This window comes from Pseudacidobacterium ailaaui (genome assembly GCF_000688455.1).
Taxonomy (GTDB): Bacteria; Acidobacteriota; Terriglobia; order Terriglobales; family Acidobacteriaceae; genus Pseudacidobacterium; species Pseudacidobacterium ailaaui.
The window spans coordinates 2,164,657-2,181,501 of sequence record NZ_JIAL01000001.1; the positions used below are offsets into that span (position 1 = coordinate 2,164,657).

Consider the following 16,845-nt stretch of genomic DNA (forward strand, 5'->3'; position numbering starts at 1 on the left):
GAGTGTGGACACATCTTCGATCGTCATCCTCGATTTCGGATCTCAATACACACAACTCATCGCGCGACGCATCCGCGAGCAGAATGTCTTTTCTGTTGTCCTGCCCTGCACGGCGAAACTGGAAGAGATAGAGAGCTATAAGCCGCTGGGCATTATTCTTTCCGGCGGCCCCAGCTCGGTGTATGACTCCGACGCGCCGCCTGCCGACCCGGCTGTGCTCACGCTGGGCAGGCCTGTGTTGGGCATCTGCTATGGGCTGCAATTTATCACGCACCACCTGGGCGGAAAGGTGCGTCCTGCTGAAAAACGTGAGTATGGGCATGCTGAGGTCTCGATCGTCGATCCGGCAACGCCGCTTTTCAGCGGACTTCCGGCTTCGCTCCAGGTCTGGATGTCCCATGGTGACGAAGCGCTGGACCTGCCTGAGGGTTTTCATCTGACGGCAAAAACATCGAACGCCGTTGCGGGCATCGCGAACCCAGAAAAGAAGATCTGGGCGGTACAGTTTCATCCTGAGGTGCACCACACACCGCGCGGCGCGGAGCTTCTGCGCAATTTCCTTTTTCACATCTGCAAGGCGAAACCCGACTGGACCCCGGAGCACTTTATCCAGTCCACGGTCTCTGCCATTCGGGAGAAAGTGGGGGAGGGCCACGCCATCTGTGCGCTCTCAGGCGGAGTGGATTCTTCGGTTGCTGCTGTACTCGTCCATCGCGCGATTGGCGACCGTCTGACCTGCGTCTTTGTAGACAACGGTGTGCTGCGCAAAAACGAGTTTTTTAAAGTACAGGAGAACCTGCGCGGCAAGCTTGGGCTAAATCTGGTTGCAGTGGACGCCAGCGGACGCTTCCTGGCCAAACTTGCTGGCGTGACTGATCCTGAGACCAAGCGGAAGATCATCGGCAATGAATTTATCGCGGTCTTCGATGACGAAGCGCACCGCATCGCGCAGCAGACCGGTGGAGTGGACTGGCTTGTGCAGGGCACGCTCTATCCTGATGTGATTGAGTCTTCGTCGGTCAAGGGCCCATCGCAGACCATCAAGAGCCACCATAACGTCGGCGGCCTGCCGGAGACGATGAAGCTCAAACTGATTGAGCCATTGCGGGATTTGTTTAAGGATGAAGTCCGGCGCATTGGCCGCGACCTCGGAATGCCGGATGAGATCCTCCAGCGGCAGCCCTTTCCCGGACCGGGGCTTGCGGTGCGCATTCTGGGCGAGATCACTCCTGAGCGCGTGGCGCTTTTGCAGGAAGCCGATGACATCGTCGTGACGGAAATCAAAGCCGCAGGACTCTACCAGCAGATCTGGCAGTCCTTTGCGGTCCTGCTGCCTGTCAAAAGCGTCGGCGTCATGGGCGACCAGCGCACGTATGCCTATACCTGCGCCATCCGCGCTGTGCACTCTGAGGATGGAATGACGGCCGATTGGGTGCCTCTGCCCTATGATGTGCTCAAGAAGATCTCCAGCCGCATTGTGAATGAGGTTCGCGGCATTAACCGCGTCGTATACGACATTACGTCGAAGCCACCAGGAACCATTGAGTGGGAGTGATCTTCCGTTGGTTGAAATGACCAGACAAATTCCCTCTGGCATAATGGCTAGCTGGAGGGAAATTCCATGACCATTGCCGAGGTATTGCTGGCGGACTTCGATACCGAAATTTCAAACACGCGCCGGACCCTGGAACGTGTCCCCGAAAACCTTGCGGACTACAGGCCGCACGAGAAGTCCATGCCGATGGGTCGGCTGGCCATGCATTGCGCCACTATTCCGATTTTTGGCTTGTACATCATCGAGGATGATTCGATGGACCTGGCTGCAAGAAACCGCCCTCAAGTAGACCTGACCTTTCGTTCTACCGCAGACTGTCTGGCGCAGTTAGAGGATGCTGCTGCAAAGTGCCGGAAGGCCCTTACATCGGCCAGCGATGAACATCTTCAGAAGACATGGCTCTTCAAGTGGGGAGACCAGGTGATCTCCAATTCCTCGCGTGTGCAGACTTTCCGACAGATGTGCTTCAATCACATGGTCCACCATGTAGCGCAGTTGGGTGTTTATCTCCGCCTGAATCACCTGGCAGTTCCGGCGCTGTATGGACCCTCGGCTGATGAGCAATGGTCTCCAAAATAGGCACGTTGTCAGAACGACTTGCGCGGAAAGGTTATGCGGGGAGTAATTTTCCTCCCCGCATGTCTCAGGAACTCACTTCTCAGAACGATTCGACCTCATATAGGGCAGAAGCATGGGGGGCAAGTTTTACTTTCATCCATGCCGCTGCTCCCAGATTTTTCTTCTGCCAGAGGTCGCGGACCCGATAGCGGGCTTTCATCAGACCGAGTTGCTTCCAGGTGTAAGAGGTCTCCTGCGGCTGGTCGCTGATGTTGAAGACAGCGACATAGTGTTTTCTGTCCGAATCTTCGGCCGTCCACACAATTTCTGTCTGTGTCTGGACCGCTGGGTGGTTGTTGCGGGAATGTTGGTCAACGGCGATCACCTCGGGGTTCGTCAGCAAGGATTCAGTGAAGCTGTCCATCTGGGTCAGGTTGGCTCCCAGAATCAGTGGGGAGCGCGCAATACACCACAGTGTGACCAGCGTCTGGGCTTCATCTTTTGTCAGACGCGAGTGGCGCGGCTGGCCCCATCCAGCATTGGGGCCGAGGTAGCCAAGAGGCAGCATGTCGGCGTCAGGCCAGTGGCCTGGTTCTACGTAGGATGACCACACGGCCAGGTTTTTGAACTGCCGTTTGACAGGCTGAGGAAATGTGTTCGTATCGCTTTCCGGTTTGCTCCAGAGGTCCCAGACGTCGTTTGAGATGCGCCACATCTGCGCATATTGGCGCACGTCGGCTGCTTCAGAAACAGGTGTAGGACCAGGGGAAAGGCTCAGCACGATGGGGCGGCCGCTTTTTTTCAAAGCCGCACTCATCATGTGCACCTCATTTGCCTGGTAGGGCGAAGAGATGCAGTCTACTTTGAGAAAGTCCACACCCCAGTCGGCGTAAAGTTTCGCAAGTGAATCATAATAAGCCTGCGCCGCGGCGTTGTTCTTCAGTCCGTAGTTGTCCGGGTTCCAGGCGCAGAGGTCGGAAGGATTGGCCGCATCCGCGGCATGAAATTGCGAGCCTGCGATGGGCAGGTTTTTGGCCACCGCCTCTTTAGGAATTCCGCGAATGATGTGAATGCCAAACTTCAGGCCGAGGGCGTGCACAGAACCGGCAATGGCCTTGAGACCTGCCCCGTGCGCGCTGGATGGGAAGCGATTAGGGGCCGGGACGTAGCGGCCATAGCTGTCGAGTGTATATCCTTGGTCAGCACCTGACTTGCCGGCATTTTCAGGATGTTGGAGATACCATCCTTCATCAATGACGACATACTTCCAGCCAAATTGTTTCAGGTGCTGGTTGAGCCAATCAACATTGGCCTTGAACTGTTCCTCAGAGATGGTGAGGCCGTATGCGTCCCAACTGTTCCAACCCATGGGCGGTGTGGGCGCCAGTCTCTGGTTTTCCTGCGCAGGAAGCACAGCAGAGCAGAGAAGACAGAGAAAAACAAGAAGAGATGACCAACGGTGCACGTAGAGACCTCGCTTAGAGAACGTTTTCCTGCCGCCTCAACATTGTACTCAGGGACGCGGTCGAGACAATCGCATCACGCATCACCGCCCGTCCTCCTGTATAGTCATAATTTCCGGGTTGATCTATGCAGGTTTTTGTCATTCTTCCAGCAGCAGGATTAGGCACACGCATGGCAGCGGGCCAGCCCAAACAGTTTCTTGAGCTGGCAGGGGTGCCGATTCTCATCCACAGCCTGCGCGCTTTTGCGCAGGTCCCGCAGGTGACGGCCATTTATGTGGCCGTACGGGCCAGCGAGCAGGAACGTGTGGAAGCGCAGATAAAAGAGCACGGTTTTGCGAAAAGGGTCCGTATTGTCACCGGCGGAGACACACGGCAGGAAAGCGTGGCCAACGCCCTGAAGGCGATTGCATGTTCTGATGAGGACATTGTTCTGGTCCATGACGCCGTGCGTCCGCTGATTGATGCTGCGACAATCTCGCGGACCATCGAGGCGGTAGAAAAGCATAATGCAGCCATTGTGGGGCTGCCTGCGATTGACACCATCAAGCAGGTGGAGCGGACGGCAGCCGGCGCCATCATCACGGCAACCATTCCCAGGGAATATATCGTACAGGCACAGACTCCGCAGGGTTTCCGGTGTGGTCTGCTCAAGCGCGCCTTCGCAGAAGCGCTCAGCGATGGCTTTGTAGGAACGGACGAGGCCAGCATTGTCGAGCGTGCGGGCGCACAGGTCTTCGTCGTTCCCGGTTCGGCTGCAAATATCAAGATCACCCAGCCGGGGGACCTTGAGCTGGCTGAGTTTTATCTTTCACGCCAGTAGCCTTGTACATTAGGAAGAGAACAGGATGAATATGCGCATTGGATATGGCTGGGATTCACATGCCTTCAAAGCGGGCGTGCCCCTAAAAATTGGCGGCGTTTCGATTGAGCACCCGGAAGGGCTGGCCGGTCACTCAGACGGCGATGTATTGCTCCATGCCATTACCGATGCCCTGCTGGGTGCTGTTTCAGCCGGCGACATCGGCAGTTTTTTCCCCCCGGGCGACCCGCGATGGAAAGGGGCTGATTCGGCCATCTTTCTGAATCTTGCTCTGGAAGAAATCCAGAATGCCGGCTACCGCATCGTGAATGTTGACACGACCCTGGTGCTGGCAGCACCCAAGATCTCTCCGATTGCCGGCGAACTCCGGGAGCATGTGGCCCAGCTTCTGGATGTGAAACCCAGCGCCGTCAGCATCAAAGCAAAGACGCCGGAAGGGTTGAATGCAGACCATGTGGCCCAGGCCCATGCCGTTGTGCTTCTGGAAAAAGTGGAAGATCCTTCAGAATTGAAGAGCATGAGTGAAGTGATTGAAAGCCAGAAGCAATTGGAAGATGTAGTCCGGGACCTTGTGAGCCAGGTGCATGGCTCACCTCTGGAGCGTAAAAAGACCTTCGACACCGAAGACATTACATAAAGTCGGGCGCCTGCGGAAATTTTATTGGGCTGCTGTTAGCTGGCGGAGCAGCTGCTCACGTTTTTGCGCAAGAACTACCGAAGGGTCTCCCTGCGCCTGGATGCGCCCTTGCTCCAACAGCAGAACTTCTGCTTTGGTCTGAAAGGCCTCGACCAGATCATGCGAGACATACAGGACTGCGGTTTGGCTTTTGCTTAGCCAGGAAGAAAGGTCCTCCAGGATCGATGCTTTCAGCGCTCCATCCAGTCCTGTAAAAGGCTCATCGAGAAGAAGCAGTGCAGGACGCGGGGCCAGAGAGCGGGCCAGCGCCACTCGTTGGTATTCTCCGCCAGATAGCCGGGAGGGCATCCGGTCGGCAAGACTTTCAATCCGAAAGAGCGACAGCATCTCCTGGACGCGTGATTCGCGCTCTTTTTGTGGCACCCGCACCAGGCCGAAACCGATGTTTTTCCGGACACTCATGTGGGGAAAGAGTGCAGGCTGTTGGGTAAGAAACCCGATGCCGCGATGCCCGGGCGGGACCGATACACGATGTGCCGTGTCGAGCAGGAGCCGGTTTCTTAGCAAAATACGACCATTTTCCGGAGTCATGAGGCCGGCAAGGATGCGAAGGACCGTGCTCTTTCCGGCCCCCGACGGCCCAAAAAGAATGGTCCAGGCTGCCGAAAGATGAAATTCCGCTTCCAGATGAAGGCCGCCAATGTGGTGGGTGATCCTGGCCTGCAGCAATGCTTCTTCAGCCACGGCTTGCCTGCTTTCTCATGCTGGAGACGGCTGTAAGTGCAAGCAGCGCAATCATCAACAGGAAGAAGGCAGTATGGTTGGCTTGCGCATATCGGAAGTCCTGGACCTGGTCATAGATGCTGATGGAAAGCGTGCGCGTCGCACCGGGAATGTCGCCTCCAATCATAAGCACCACGCCAAATTCGCCGACCGTGTGTGCAAAGCAAAGAATGGCCGCAGAAAACAAAGATCGTCTGGTAAGGGGCAGCAAAACAGCGTAGAGCGTGCGCAGGGCAGAGGCCCCCAGCAGGCGGGCAGCATCCAGAATTTCTGGTCCAATCCCCAGAAAACCCGTGGTGACAGGCTGCACAGCAAAGGGCAGGCTGTAGATCATGGAACCGATGACCAGCCCTTTGAAGGAGAAGGCCAGAGGATGTCCGGTGAGATGAATCCAGAAACGGCCAAAGGACGTTCGAGGTCCGAGCAGTACCAGCAAATAGAAGCCAAGTACGGTCGGGGGAAGAATTAACGGCAGCGTGGCAATGGCTTCAATGACCACCTTCCATCGCGCTTTGCCAAATGCTAACCACCATGACAATGGCACGGCCACACACAGCAGCAGCGCTGTTGTCACGGTGGCAAGTTTCAGGGTCAGCCAGAGGGCCTGGGTGTCCATACCGGAATGCGATAGGACATTTTATCCTGCTTTACCTGCTGACCACGATGATGGTAAAGCTGCCGGGAAGTACGGGAGGACGCGGGCGCGGGTTCTCCGGCGTAGCTGCCGGGCGCGGGCCGAACTCGGCCGCTACCAGGTAGATCTTCCCGGTTTTTGTATCGAGCGCCATCGTGCGAGCACTACGCTGTGTGTTGACGTTCTCAAGGACGGTGTATGAGTCCGGAGAGTTTTGATGGACCACGGTCAGCGTGCCTTCCCCATTTGAGCTGAATGCGTTGCCCGTCCTGGGATCAAAGGCTGCGGCATCCGGGCCGTCTCCGATTTCTGGTGTTGCGACGACCTTTCCGCTCAGCGCATCCACGACGGCCATCTTCTTTCCATCACACACAGAAAAGAGACGGTCATGGGCTATATCGATTGCGTTTCCTGAAGGCGAGTCGCAGGTAGGCCACTCGGCCAGTAGTGCATGGGTTTTGGCATCCAGATGCGCCATTTCGTTTTTGTCTTCAATATTGACGAAGACAGAGCCTTTACCGTCGGCTACAGGAAACTCCGGCTTGCCGGGAAGCGGGACCGTGGCAACGACCTTTTTTGTTTTTGTATCAATTACAGTTGCATTTTTGCTGCGACCGTTAAACGCCCATACAGTATGTGTGTAAGGCTCATAGAGAATCCCGTCGGGATTTGTACCGGCGGGTATGGTCTGCGTGATGGTATTGGTCTTGCGGTTAAAGACGGCGACCGCATTCGCAGCGCCATCGCTGATGTAGCCCTCATTGCTATCAGGGTCGAAGGCCACCCCATGCGTTCCATGCAGTCCTGTTATGTCTGCCACTTGCTGGCCAGACGATGGATTGACCACCATGACATGATTACCGCGCGTGATGTAAAGGAGTTCCGACTGCGGGTCCACGGCCAGATAGTCCCATCCGCCATCGCCGCCAATTTTCCATTTTGTCTGTACATGGTATGGACCTTGCGCCCAGGATGCTGTGCTGCCTGCAAGCACGAACGCCAACAGAAGGCCCACGGCCAGATTCCCTATGGTTTGCCGCCGCATAAATTTTTCCTTTCTGAAGCAAAACTGGTTCCGCACCTGACTCTACTTTGCTTTGCTTAAAATGCCCTGAACGCTTCAGGAACGAGATATATTGAAACAAATCCAGAATTGGATTCGTCCTGAATACTTACTTTCCATTAGGAGGACATGGACTTTGGACCTACCATCAAGAAAGCTTGCCGCAATCTTACTTGGAATCTCGTTGAGCGGGGCCGCATCTTTCTCCATTGCCCAGGAAAAGAAGCCTGATGAGCCGCAAAAGGCGGAACATGAAAATGCAAAGGAGCAGGAGAGCATTCCACCGGAAAAGAGCTCGGTGACGCACCACGACATTACCCTGAATGGAAGGACCATCCATTACACGGCAACAGCCGGGACGCTGTTGATCCGCAACGACGACGATAAGCCGTATGGAAGTATTTTTTATGTGGCCTATACCGAAGATGGTGCGGACCCAAAGACGCGCCCTCTCACCTTCCTGTACAACGGTGGTCCTGGCTCTGCGTCGCTCTGGCTGCACATGGGGTCGTTCGGTCCTGTCCGGGTGGAGACTTCCAGTCCTGCTGCTACAGGCGGGCCGCCGTACCAGATTGTTCCCAACCAATACAGTCTCTTGGACAAAACCGATCTCGTATTCATTTATGCTCCTCTGACTGGATATTCCCGGGCCGTAGGCAAGGGCACGCCCAAGGACTTTACCGGGGTAGACCAGGACTTGAAAGCCTTTGACAAGTTCATTCAGCGTTACATAACCGTAAACCAGCGCTGGAATTCGCCCAAAGTGCTCTTTGGTGAATCTTATGGGACCACGCGCTCGGCCGGGCTGTCGGCAGTCTTAGAGGAGCATGGTGTGGCGTTGAATGGAATCGTGCTGCTTTCATCGATTCTGAATTACGGAGAACTGGCTCCCGGAATGGATATGCAGTACATTGTCAACCTGCCTACTTATGCAGCCATCGCCTGGTATCACAACAAGCTAAAAAACAAGCCCGCTGACATGAAAGCGTTTCTGAACGATGTGCGTGCTTTTGCACGTGGCGAGTACTCAGAGGCCCTGGCAGAAGGTGATCAGCTGCCTCCAGCGCAATTTGATGCGATAGCGGCCAAGGTAGCAGAATATACCGGCCTGAGCACGCAATATGTCAAGGAGGCCAAGCTGCGCATCTCGCCCTTCCGTTTCCGGAAAGAGCTGCTGCGGGATGAGGGCGACATTCTGGGTCGATATGATGCCCGCTTTGAGGGCACGGACGTAGACAATGCCGGAGAGTTTCCGGGATACGATCCCTCCGATACCGGAATTACCGGCGCCTTTGTTGCCGCAGAACATGACTATCTTGCGCGCGAGCTGAAGTATGAAACTACGGATGAATACCGGCCTAGTGCCAATTCGATTGGTGAATGGGACTGGCATCATCGCGGAGCCGGGTCCGGGCGCAGTTTTGGCGGTCAGCAGGCCATGCCCTATGTGGCTGGAGATTTGGCCGATACAATGCGAAAGAACCCCAGGCTGAAGGTGCTTTCTGCCAATGGGTACTTCGATCTGGCCACGCCATTCTTTGCCACGGAATACGATCTGTCCCACATGATGCTGACGCCGGATCTGGCAAAGAATGTGGAATTTACCTACTACCCGTCTGGACACATGGTGTATCTGAATATTGAGGCCCTCAAAGAGTTCAGAAAAGATCTGGAGAGTTTTTACTCCGGACTGACCCACTGAAGGCTTTCCAGTTTGCTTTTTCTCCATCAAGGGGCCAGAGTCTGAAGAGACCGGCCCCTTTGCTCTCAGGCCTCAGCGAAAAATGAAAGCAGGTGCATTGCGATAGACTGGCATGTTTCCTTCCTCGCGGAACTTACATCCAACAAGAGAAGTCAAAATAAACTGAGGCGAAAAATGGACCAGAAACAATCCGATGCTCTTGTATTTTTTGGTGCGACCGGCGATTTGGCTTACAAACAGATATTTCCCGCGCTGCAAAGGCTGGCCAAGCGCGGACGTTTACATGGCCCGGTGATCGGAGTAGCAAAGGCCGGTTGGACTTTGGACCAACTGAAGGCCCGGGCAAAAGACAGCGTGGAGAAGCACGGTGGAGCAGATCCGGAGGGCCTGCCGGTATTGCTGGAAAAGTTGCGCTATGTGGATGGCGACTATAACGATAGCGCAACATTTGCACAGGTCCGCAAAGAGCTGGGAGAGGCAAAATGTCCACTGCATTATCTGGCCATTCCGCCAAGCCTGTTCGGGAAGGTGATTGATCAGCTCCGGGACTCCGGTTGCGCCAGCGGCGCAAGGATTGTTGTGGAGAAGCCATTTGGACATGATCTGGAATCGGCCCGTGCTCTGACCGCGGAAATCCATCGTGTTTTTGGTGAAGAGAACATCTTCCGTATTGATCACTATCTGGGGAAAAATTCCGTCCAGAATGTCATCTTCTTCCGGTTCGCCAATCTGTTCCTTGAGCCTATCTGGAACCGCCAATATGTGGAGAGTGTGCAAATTACGATGGCTGAGAGCTTCGGCATCCAGGGCCGAGGCGCTTTTTATGATGGAGTGGGTGCGATTCGCGACGTGGTGCAGAACCACTTAATGCAGGTGGTCAGCAATATTGCTATGGAGCCGCCTCCGAACCCGGACGTGGAAGCGCTGCGGGACGAGCGCGTGAAGGTGCTCAAAAGCGTACAGACGCTGGACAAAGACCATCTGGTACTGGGCCAGTTTGAGGGATACCAGAATGAGCCCGGAGTGAAGCCTGGATCCAAGGTAGAGACATTTGCTGCCATGCGGCTGCATATCAACTCCTGGCGATGGCGCGACGTACCCTTCTTCATCCGCACCGGAAAGTTGCTGCCAGTCACAGCGACCGAGGTGATTGCCAGACTGCGGCAGACGCCTCCGGTCTTTTCAGAAGACCTGCCTCCTCAGAATTATGTGCGTTTTCGTTTGGGCCCTGTTCCGCTGATAGCCATTGGCGGATCGGTAAAGGAGGCAGGCGACCGTCTGCGCGGATGCATGGTGGAGCTTGAGGCAGAGCAGGAGTGCGGCACAGACAACCTGCTTCCTTATGAAGAGCTGTTGGATGACGCGATGCGTGGAAATCCGGCATGGTTTGCGCGCGAAGATTATGTGGAAGAAGCTTGGCGCATTTTCGATACAGTGCTGAAAGACCGTCCTGAGGTCCATCCATACCGGCCCGGAACATGGGGTCCGGAGGCAGCAGATGGCCTGACCAAGGACTTCGGTGGATGGTCGAACCCAAAATAAGTTCCGGGGCAGCAGCAGATTCAGGCTCCTGCCCACACAGACCTTTAATCCGTGGCGGGATATAGCTCGGTCGACTCTCCATCGGAAGCCATCCAACGGTCCATCAGGGTCTGGGCGCAGCGGGCGCCGCAGAGATGTTTGACTGCTGAATCATGGGACAAAAGCAGGTTCCAGGGGACGATGCGAAGCTGGGGCAGACTGTCCCCATCGGGCATGGGCGAAACCCGCTCTGCCCATGCCAGCCACCAGTCTTCAGACTCTTCGCTCTTCTCTTTACCGCAAACATCGCAATGGAAGGTTTCCGTAAAGGCCATGTTTTGTTCTCCGCCCAAGGGCTGTGGGCAAGGTAGCACAGGTTTTAATCGGCAGCCACTGTTTTATGCCGGGGCTTTCTTGCCGGAAGTTTCACGTTTGGCGTCTCGCTGCCCTTCGGGATATCGTCCGTCGTGGCCTTGCCTTCCGCAACCCTGATAAAGAAGTCCTGTGCGCTGAAGGGAGGAAGAGATTTGCCCAGGGTCGTTTCGCGCAGGCGGAAATATTTACCATCGCCCAGCAAAATGCGGGTCTTCATGGTATCAACCAGATAGGCCGAAAGAATTTCGTTGCGCAGCCGGGCACGAAGCTGAGGGTCCTTGATGGGAAAGACGACCTCACAGCGTTCAAAGAGATTGCGCGGCATCCAATCTGCGCTGCCGCAATAGATCTCTTCTTCGCCGCCATTGGCGAAATAGAAGATGCGGCTGTGTTCGAGAAAGCGTCCTACGATGGAGCGTACCTGGATATTGTCGCTGATGCCTTTCAGGCCGGGCCGTAGTGCGCAGATGCCGCGCACAATGAGGTCAATTCTTACCCCAGCCTGGGAGGCGGCGTATAGGGCCTCGATGACGCTTTGTTCCAACAGCGAATTCATCTTGGCGATGATGCGGGCCGGCCGTCCGGCTTTGGCATGTTCTGTTTCGCGGGCAATCAGGCGGATGAAATTTTCAGCCAGGGTAAGAGGAGCCACAAGCAGCGGAGCATAGTCGTCTGACTCAGAGTGCGCCGTGAGGTAGTTAAAAACACTGTGAACGCCGGCCGTGATGGCCGGGTCAGATGTCAGCAGACTGATATCGGTATAGAAGCGGGCGGTGTTGGGGTTATAGTTCCCGGTCCCGAGATGCGCATAGCGGCGGATGATCCCGTCGGGATCGCGACGCACCAGAAGCGCCAGCTTGCAGTGGGTCTTCAGGCCCACAATGCCGTGAAAGACCTGTACCCCAGCATCTTCCATCTCACGCGCCCAGCGGATGTTGGAGGCTTCATCAAAGCGGGCAGTCAGTTCGACGACCACCGTCACCTCCTTGCTCTGCGCGGCTTCAATGAGTGCGCTAAAGATGGCCGAATCCGAGCTAGTGCGGTAGAGGGTCTGTTTGATGGAAATCACATTCGGATCCGAGGCGCCGGATTCGATAAAACTGACCACGCCATCATAGGAATCATAAGGATGGTGCAGCAGGATGTCTCGGTGACGAAGCTCATCGAACAGGTCTGCCGATTTGCGGTTCAGCCGCAGTTCGTGGGGCACGAAGGGTGGATACTTCAGGTCCGGCCGCGGAGTGTCGCTATACAGGTTCATCAGGCGCGAAAGGTTTACCGGGCCGTCGGTACGATAGACCTGGGACTCATCCAGTTCAAAATTCATGCGCAGGCGGTCGATGATCTCCGGATCGGCACTTTGTTCAATTTCAAGACGCACGGCGTCGCCCTTACGACGGTTGTGCAGCTCCGAGCGGACGGTTTCCAGCAGGGAACGCGCTTCTTCTTCCTGGAAATAGAGATTGCTGTTGCGGGTGACGCGAAAGGCCGCTTTGGAAAGGATTTCGTATCCGCGATACATGCCTGCGGCCTGGCGTTCAATCAGGTCGTGCAGAAAGATGAAGTCGTGCGTACCATGGCCCGAGGGCAGCGGCACGAGTCGGGGCAGGGCGCGCGGCACTGTGACCACTCCCAGCACCGGTCCGACTGTGGTTTTGCGTTTGCGCCGCAGCAAAAGGGCGATGCAGAGGGCCTTGTTCAACACGCGAGGGAAAGGGTGGGCCGGATCAATCGTTACTGGAGTCAGCAGAGGGTCCACTTCACGCAGGTAAAAGGCCGTGGCGGAATCCCGGGCAGCCTCGTCCATCTCGTGCCAGCCCAGTACCCGTACCCCGGCCTGGCGCAGAGCAGGCTGAAGCTGCTGGTTCCAGCACTGATATTGCTCAGCGACAAAGGCCTGCATGTCCTGGTTCAACTGGTCCAGGGTCTGTTGCGGCGTCAGACCGTCGGGGCCGGCTTCGGTATAACCGTCTTCAATCCGCTGCAATAATCCTGCAACGCGGATCTCGACAAACTCATCCAGATTGCTGGCGGTAATGGCCAGAAACTTCACCCGTTCGAGCAAGGGATTGGATGGATCCTGGGCCTCTTCAAGGACTCGCCGGTTAAATTGCATCCAGGATTCATCTCTGCCTATCAAAAGACTTTGTTGTTTGGAGCGGGTGTTCATAGAAGTCACAGATTCAGATGCAAAGTTTACAGAAGAAACAAACCATCCGTGATGAACAGAAAGAGAAAACCGGGCCATTCCGGTCTGAGTTTGACGCAAGCATGGTCTATCAACGAGGATAAAGGTATTTGCGGGGGTACGTCATCATGGGAGAACAGGGTTGTAGCGAGATACTGGCCCAGGACACTGCAACAAGACTTTTCCAGACCGCGGCGCTGTTGGTGGGAAATGAGAGCGAGGCTGTTCGCCTGGTCGAAGAAGCCATTGCCGGCGTTGAGGTGGATCCGTGTGCCGAAGGGGAAGCTGCCCGTGAGCAAGTGCAGAATGAGGTCGTAAGGGCGGCCATTCGCCTGTTGAGCCAGCGGGAGCCTCAGGCTTTCGTTGCTTCCGGACTGGAAGCGGGTGGTCCGGCAGGATGCATTGAAGGTGATGACTTTACCGCAGCAGGCTTGTCGCAAGAGCAATGGCACGATCTATTGGAAGGGGAAGGCCGAGGCCGCCTGCGGAAATGGCTGGAACACCTTCCGGCGGTCCAGCGTACGATCTTTGTCGAACGGGCGATGCTTCGTCATGACAATGCCGCGATTGCAGCCCATCTTCGCGCAGGGGGCGGAAGCGCTGCCGCAGGATGGACCCCGGAAAAGGTAAGCGGGCTGTTTCGTCAGGCGTTGTGTTCCCTGGCGACATCTCTGGTGCAGGCGGGGGCGGTGCAACCCGCCTGATGTCCTTAAACTCTTTGTTCTTCGTATTTTTTGAACACTTTCCGCACCTTCCTGCATCCAAAAGACCGTAATCTTCTTAGGTAAGATTTCTCCTCGGGACAAAGGTGAACTGTTTCGTGCAGATGATTGCAAATTACTGGCGGAGTGCAGTCCTTGGGCTGCTTTTGCTGTCTTTGGGCGCCTCTGTTGCCCATGCGCAGGACCAATCGCTGCCAACTCCGTTCCAGATACCGTCGGCCCAGCAGGGTGGCAGCGGTTTTCAAGGCAGCGTGATGCAGCAAAAGTCTACGGAGGCGGTACTGCCCCTGTCGTTGGACGATGCCATCCAGCGCGGATTGAAATACAACCTGGGTGTGGTCCTAAGCAATCAGAACACGCTTTCTGCCAGTGGGTCTCGCCTTCAAGAGTTGCAGGCGCTTTTGCCGGTTGCGAACGCTTCCTTGAAAGAGTCCGTGCAACAGGTCAATCTGGCGGCCGAAGGATTGCGGATCCCGGGGTTTCCAACCATTATTGGTCCCTTTGGATACACCGATGCAAGGCTTTCGCTGAACTGGTCTTTGATCAACGTGGCTTCATTGCAGAATTATCTGGCTGCCAAGCACAATTTTCAGAGTGCGAAACTGTCTGCCCAGGATGCCCGGGACATGGTGGTGCTGACGGTAGGGAATGCGTACCTTTTGGTCATCGCCGATAAGGCCAGAGTGGAAAGCACCCAGGCACAGGTCAATACAGCCAAGGTTTCTCTCGACCAGGCCGTACAAAACCATCAGGCCGGAACAGCCCCGCTGTTAGATGAGCTGCGTGCACGAGTGGATTATCAGACCCAGCAGCAGGCGCTGATCACAGCACAGAATCAATACGAAAAGGACAAGATTGCCCTGGCGCGCGTCATCGGCCTTCCGCTGGAACAAAAATTTGAGCTGACGGACACCGCGCCCTATGCAGCTCTGGATGATGTCGATCCAGAGTCGGCGGTGAAGCAGGCCCTGGAAAATCGCAGCGACCTCAAGGCAATGCAGGAGCAGCTGGAGGCCGCGAAAAAAGCGCGTGCAGCAGCGACGGCCGAGCGCCTTCCCACCGTCAGTTTTGCAGGTGATTACGGTGACATTGGTCCTACGCTGGGCCACTCTCATGGTACGGGAGACGCTACCGGGACTCTTTCCGTTCCCGTTCTCGAAGAAGGTAAGCTACGGGGAGATGCCAGGCAGGCCCAGTCGCAGCTGGACTCGAAGCGGGCCCAGCTCAGCGACCTGCAGGGGCAAATCAGCGCCGATGTGCGGGACAGCATCCTGGACATCAGAACGGCCCAGAAACAGGTGGAAGTTGCACGCAGTAATGTGCAACTGGCCAGTGAAGCATTGAGCGAGGCACAGCAGCGGTATGCAGCCGGTGTGTCCGACAATCTCGCCGTCTCCCAGGCGCAGCAGTCCGTTGCTCAGGCAAATGATCAGTTAGTAAGCAGCCTTTACCAGCACAATCTCGCCAAGCTTTCACTGGCGCGCGCCCTGGGTCTGGCTGAAAAGAACTATAAGAGTTACGTCGGAGGAAAGTAACGTGGCGGAGCAGACCACAGTACAACCCGTGGAAACAAACCAGATAGACCAGCCAGAAGATGAGCAAAAACAGAAACCCCGGCGACGGTTCATCATTATCGGCATTGCTGCGATTGCTGTAGTCGTGGCACTGCTCTGGTGGTGGCATTCCACTTATTACGAGGACACAGATGACGCACAGGTTTCCGGTCACCTCATCCAGATCAGCTCTCGCATTGCCGGGCACGTCATCAAGGTCAACGTAGAGGAAAACCAGTACGTCGAAGCGGGGTCCGTCATTGCAGAGCTCGATCCGAAGGATTTTGAGACCGCGGTGCAGCAGGACGAGGCCAATCTGGCGGCGGCGGAAGCCACCTATGAGGCTGCGAAGGTGAATGTGCCTGTCATTCATGTGAGCACTGGCAGCAATCTGTCTTCGGCCAGCGCGGATGTCTCCAGCGCCCAGGCACAGGTCATCCAAGCGCAGCGTCAGCTCCAGGCCTCTCAGGCGGCGGTTGCTCAGGCTGATGCCAATTACAGGAAGGCACAGGCCGATCTGGACCGCTACACTCCTCTGGTGCAACGCGATGTGATTTCAAAGCAACAGTACGATGCGGCAGTCGCCACTGCCAATGCGGACAAGGCCGCCCTGGAGCAGGCCCAGGCCAATCTGGAAGCAGCACAGGCTGCGGTCCGGGTAGCCCGGGACAAAGTCGCAGCCGCGCAGGCATCGTACAGGAATGCCCAGACTGGACCGCAGCAGGTGGCCATCCAGAAGGCAAAGGCCGACCAGGCAGCGGCCCAGGTGGACCAGGCCCGAGCGGCCCTGGAGCAGGCGAAGTTGAACCTGAGCTATACCAAAATCGTTGCTCCTGTGGCAGGCATCATCACCAAAAAGAGTGTGGAAGTAGGACAGAACGTAAGCGTTGGCCAGAACATGGCAACACTGGTCTCCTTGGATGATGTGTGGATTACAGCCAACTTTAAGGAGACCCAGCTTGCCCACATGCGCCCGGGGCAGCCGGTCACCATCAGTGTCGATGCTTACGGCGGCCGCAAATACGATGGCAAAGTTACACAGATTGGGGGAGCGACCGGCTCTGTGCTCAGCCTTTTCCCTCCGGAAAATGCCACTGGAAACTATGTGAAGGTGGTGCAGCGTATTCCCGTACGCATTGACCTGACGGACCACAAGCAGAATTCTGATCATCTGCTCCGTCCTGGGATGTCTGTTATCCCTAAGGTGAAAGTGAAATAAAACGCGCTTTGTCCCAGGGGGGAGCACTCCTGGGACAAACTGCTCTGTA

General features: G+C 56.0%; 15 protein-coding genes. 9 read left to right on the top strand and 6 right to left on the bottom strand.

What is annotated here, in order from left to right; all coding sequences use genetic code 11:
- Positions 1-4 precede the first annotated feature (4 nt).
- Both guaA and N655_RS0109620 read left to right on the top strand, forming a co-directional pair.
- A complete protein-coding gene (guaA, locus tag N655_RS0109615; RefSeq protein WP_026442819.1) occupies positions 5-1,555 on the top strand; it encodes a glutamine-hydrolyzing GMP synthase in 1,551 nt (516 codons plus the stop codon).
- A 66-nt stretch (positions 1,556-1,621) separates the two neighbouring features.
- Positions 1,622-2,134 carry a DinB family protein gene (locus N655_RS0109620; RefSeq protein WP_026442820.1) on the top strand — a complete coding sequence of 171 codons (513 nt, stop codon included), beginning with the start codon at positions 1,622-1,624 and terminating at the stop codon, positions 2,132-2,134.
- Positions 2,135-2,213: 79 nt separating this feature from the next.
- Here N655_RS0109620 and N655_RS0109625 read toward each other — a convergent pair whose 3' ends face one another.
- A complete protein-coding gene (locus tag N655_RS0109625) occupies positions 2,214-3,578 on the bottom strand; it encodes a glycoside hydrolase family 27 protein (RefSeq protein WP_026442821.1) in 1,365 nt (454 codons plus the stop codon).
- Between the two features lie 125 nt (positions 3,579-3,703).
- Here N655_RS0109625 and ispD point away from each other — a divergent pair, with 125 nt between their 5' ends.
- Together ispD and ispF are read left to right on the top strand one after the other, a co-directional pair.
- Positions 3,704-4,399, top strand: coding sequence for a 2-C-methyl-D-erythritol 4-phosphate cytidylyltransferase (ispD, locus tag N655_RS0109630; RefSeq protein WP_026442822.1), 696 nt, complete (start codon positions 3,704-3,706; stop codon positions 4,397-4,399).
- Between the two features lie 25 nt (positions 4,400-4,424).
- On the top strand, positions 4,425-5,036 hold the full coding sequence (gene ispF, locus N655_RS0109635; protein WP_026442823.1) for a 2-C-methyl-D-erythritol 2,4-cyclodiphosphate synthase: 612 nt from the start codon (positions 4,425-4,427) through the stop codon (positions 5,034-5,036).
- Positions 5,037-5,057: 21 nt separating this feature from the next.
- On the opposite strand, the gene N655_RS18250 is transcribed toward ispF, so the two are convergent.
- The 3 genes from N655_RS18250 to N655_RS0109650 are packed head-to-tail and all read right to left on the bottom strand — an operon-like array spanning position 5,058 to position 7,498.
- Positions 5,058-5,780 (bottom strand): ATP-binding cassette domain-containing protein, encoded by a 723-nt coding sequence (locus N655_RS18250; RefSeq protein WP_049961359.1) that lies wholly within the window; start codon positions 5,778-5,780, stop codon positions 5,058-5,060.
- On the bottom strand, positions 5,773-6,435 hold the full coding sequence (modB, locus tag N655_RS0109645) for a molybdate ABC transporter permease subunit (RefSeq protein WP_026442824.1): 663 nt from the start codon (positions 6,433-6,435) through the stop codon (positions 5,773-5,775). Before modB ends, N655_RS18250 begins: the two co-directional genes overlap by 8 nt.
- A 31-nt stretch (positions 6,436-6,466) precedes the next feature.
- Positions 6,467-7,498 carry a YncE family protein gene (locus N655_RS0109650; protein ID WP_044934370.1) on the bottom strand — a complete coding sequence of 344 codons (1,032 nt, stop codon included), beginning with the start codon at positions 7,496-7,498 and terminating at the stop codon, positions 6,467-6,469.
- Between the two features lie 154 nt (positions 7,499-7,652).
- Between N655_RS0109650 and N655_RS0109655 the strand changes: the two genes are divergently transcribed.
- Positions 7,653-9,218: a S10 family peptidase gene (locus tag N655_RS0109655; protein ID WP_026442826.1), complete on the top strand. Its 1,566-nt coding sequence runs from the start codon at positions 7,653-7,655 to the stop codon at positions 9,216-9,218.
- A gap of 174 nt (positions 9,219-9,392) precedes the next feature.
- A complete protein-coding gene (zwf, locus tag N655_RS0109665) occupies positions 9,393-10,760 on the top strand; it encodes a glucose-6-phosphate dehydrogenase (protein ID WP_026442827.1) in 1,368 nt (455 codons plus the stop codon).
- Positions 10,761-10,804: 44 nt separating this feature from the next.
- Here the strand turns inward: zwf and N655_RS0109670 are convergent, their stop codons facing one another.
- Complete coding sequence (locus tag N655_RS0109670) at positions 10,805-11,074, bottom strand: hypothetical protein (RefSeq protein ID WP_026442828.1); 270 nt, start codon at positions 11,072-11,074, stop codon at positions 10,805-10,807.
- 44 nt (positions 11,075-11,118) lie between these two features.
- Entirely contained in the window at positions 11,119-13,362 is a 2,244-nt protein-coding gene (ppk1, locus tag N655_RS0109675; RefSeq protein ID WP_081823662.1) for a polyphosphate kinase 1, read from the bottom strand.
- A 68-nt stretch (positions 13,363-13,430) separates the two neighbouring features.
- Here ppk1 and N655_RS0109680 point away from each other — a divergent pair, with 68 nt between their 5' ends.
- The 3 genes from N655_RS0109680 (at position 13,431) to N655_RS0109690 (ending at position 16,796) form a co-directional block, all read left to right on the top strand.
- Positions 13,431-14,006: a hypothetical protein gene (locus tag N655_RS0109680; RefSeq protein WP_026442830.1), complete on the top strand. Its 576-nt coding sequence runs from the start codon at positions 13,431-13,433 to the stop codon at positions 14,004-14,006.
- A gap of 122 nt (positions 14,007-14,128) precedes the next feature.
- On the top strand, positions 14,129-15,559 hold the full coding sequence (locus tag N655_RS0109685) for a TolC family protein (protein ID WP_026442831.1): 1,431 nt from the start codon (positions 14,129-14,131) through the stop codon (positions 15,557-15,559).
- A 1-nt stretch (position 15,560) separates the two neighbouring features.
- Positions 15,561-16,796, top strand: a complete 1,236-nt coding sequence (locus N655_RS0109690) for an HlyD family secretion protein (RefSeq protein ID WP_044934372.1) — start codon at positions 15,561-15,563, stop codon at positions 16,794-16,796.
- Positions 16,797-16,845 lie beyond the last annotated feature (49 nt).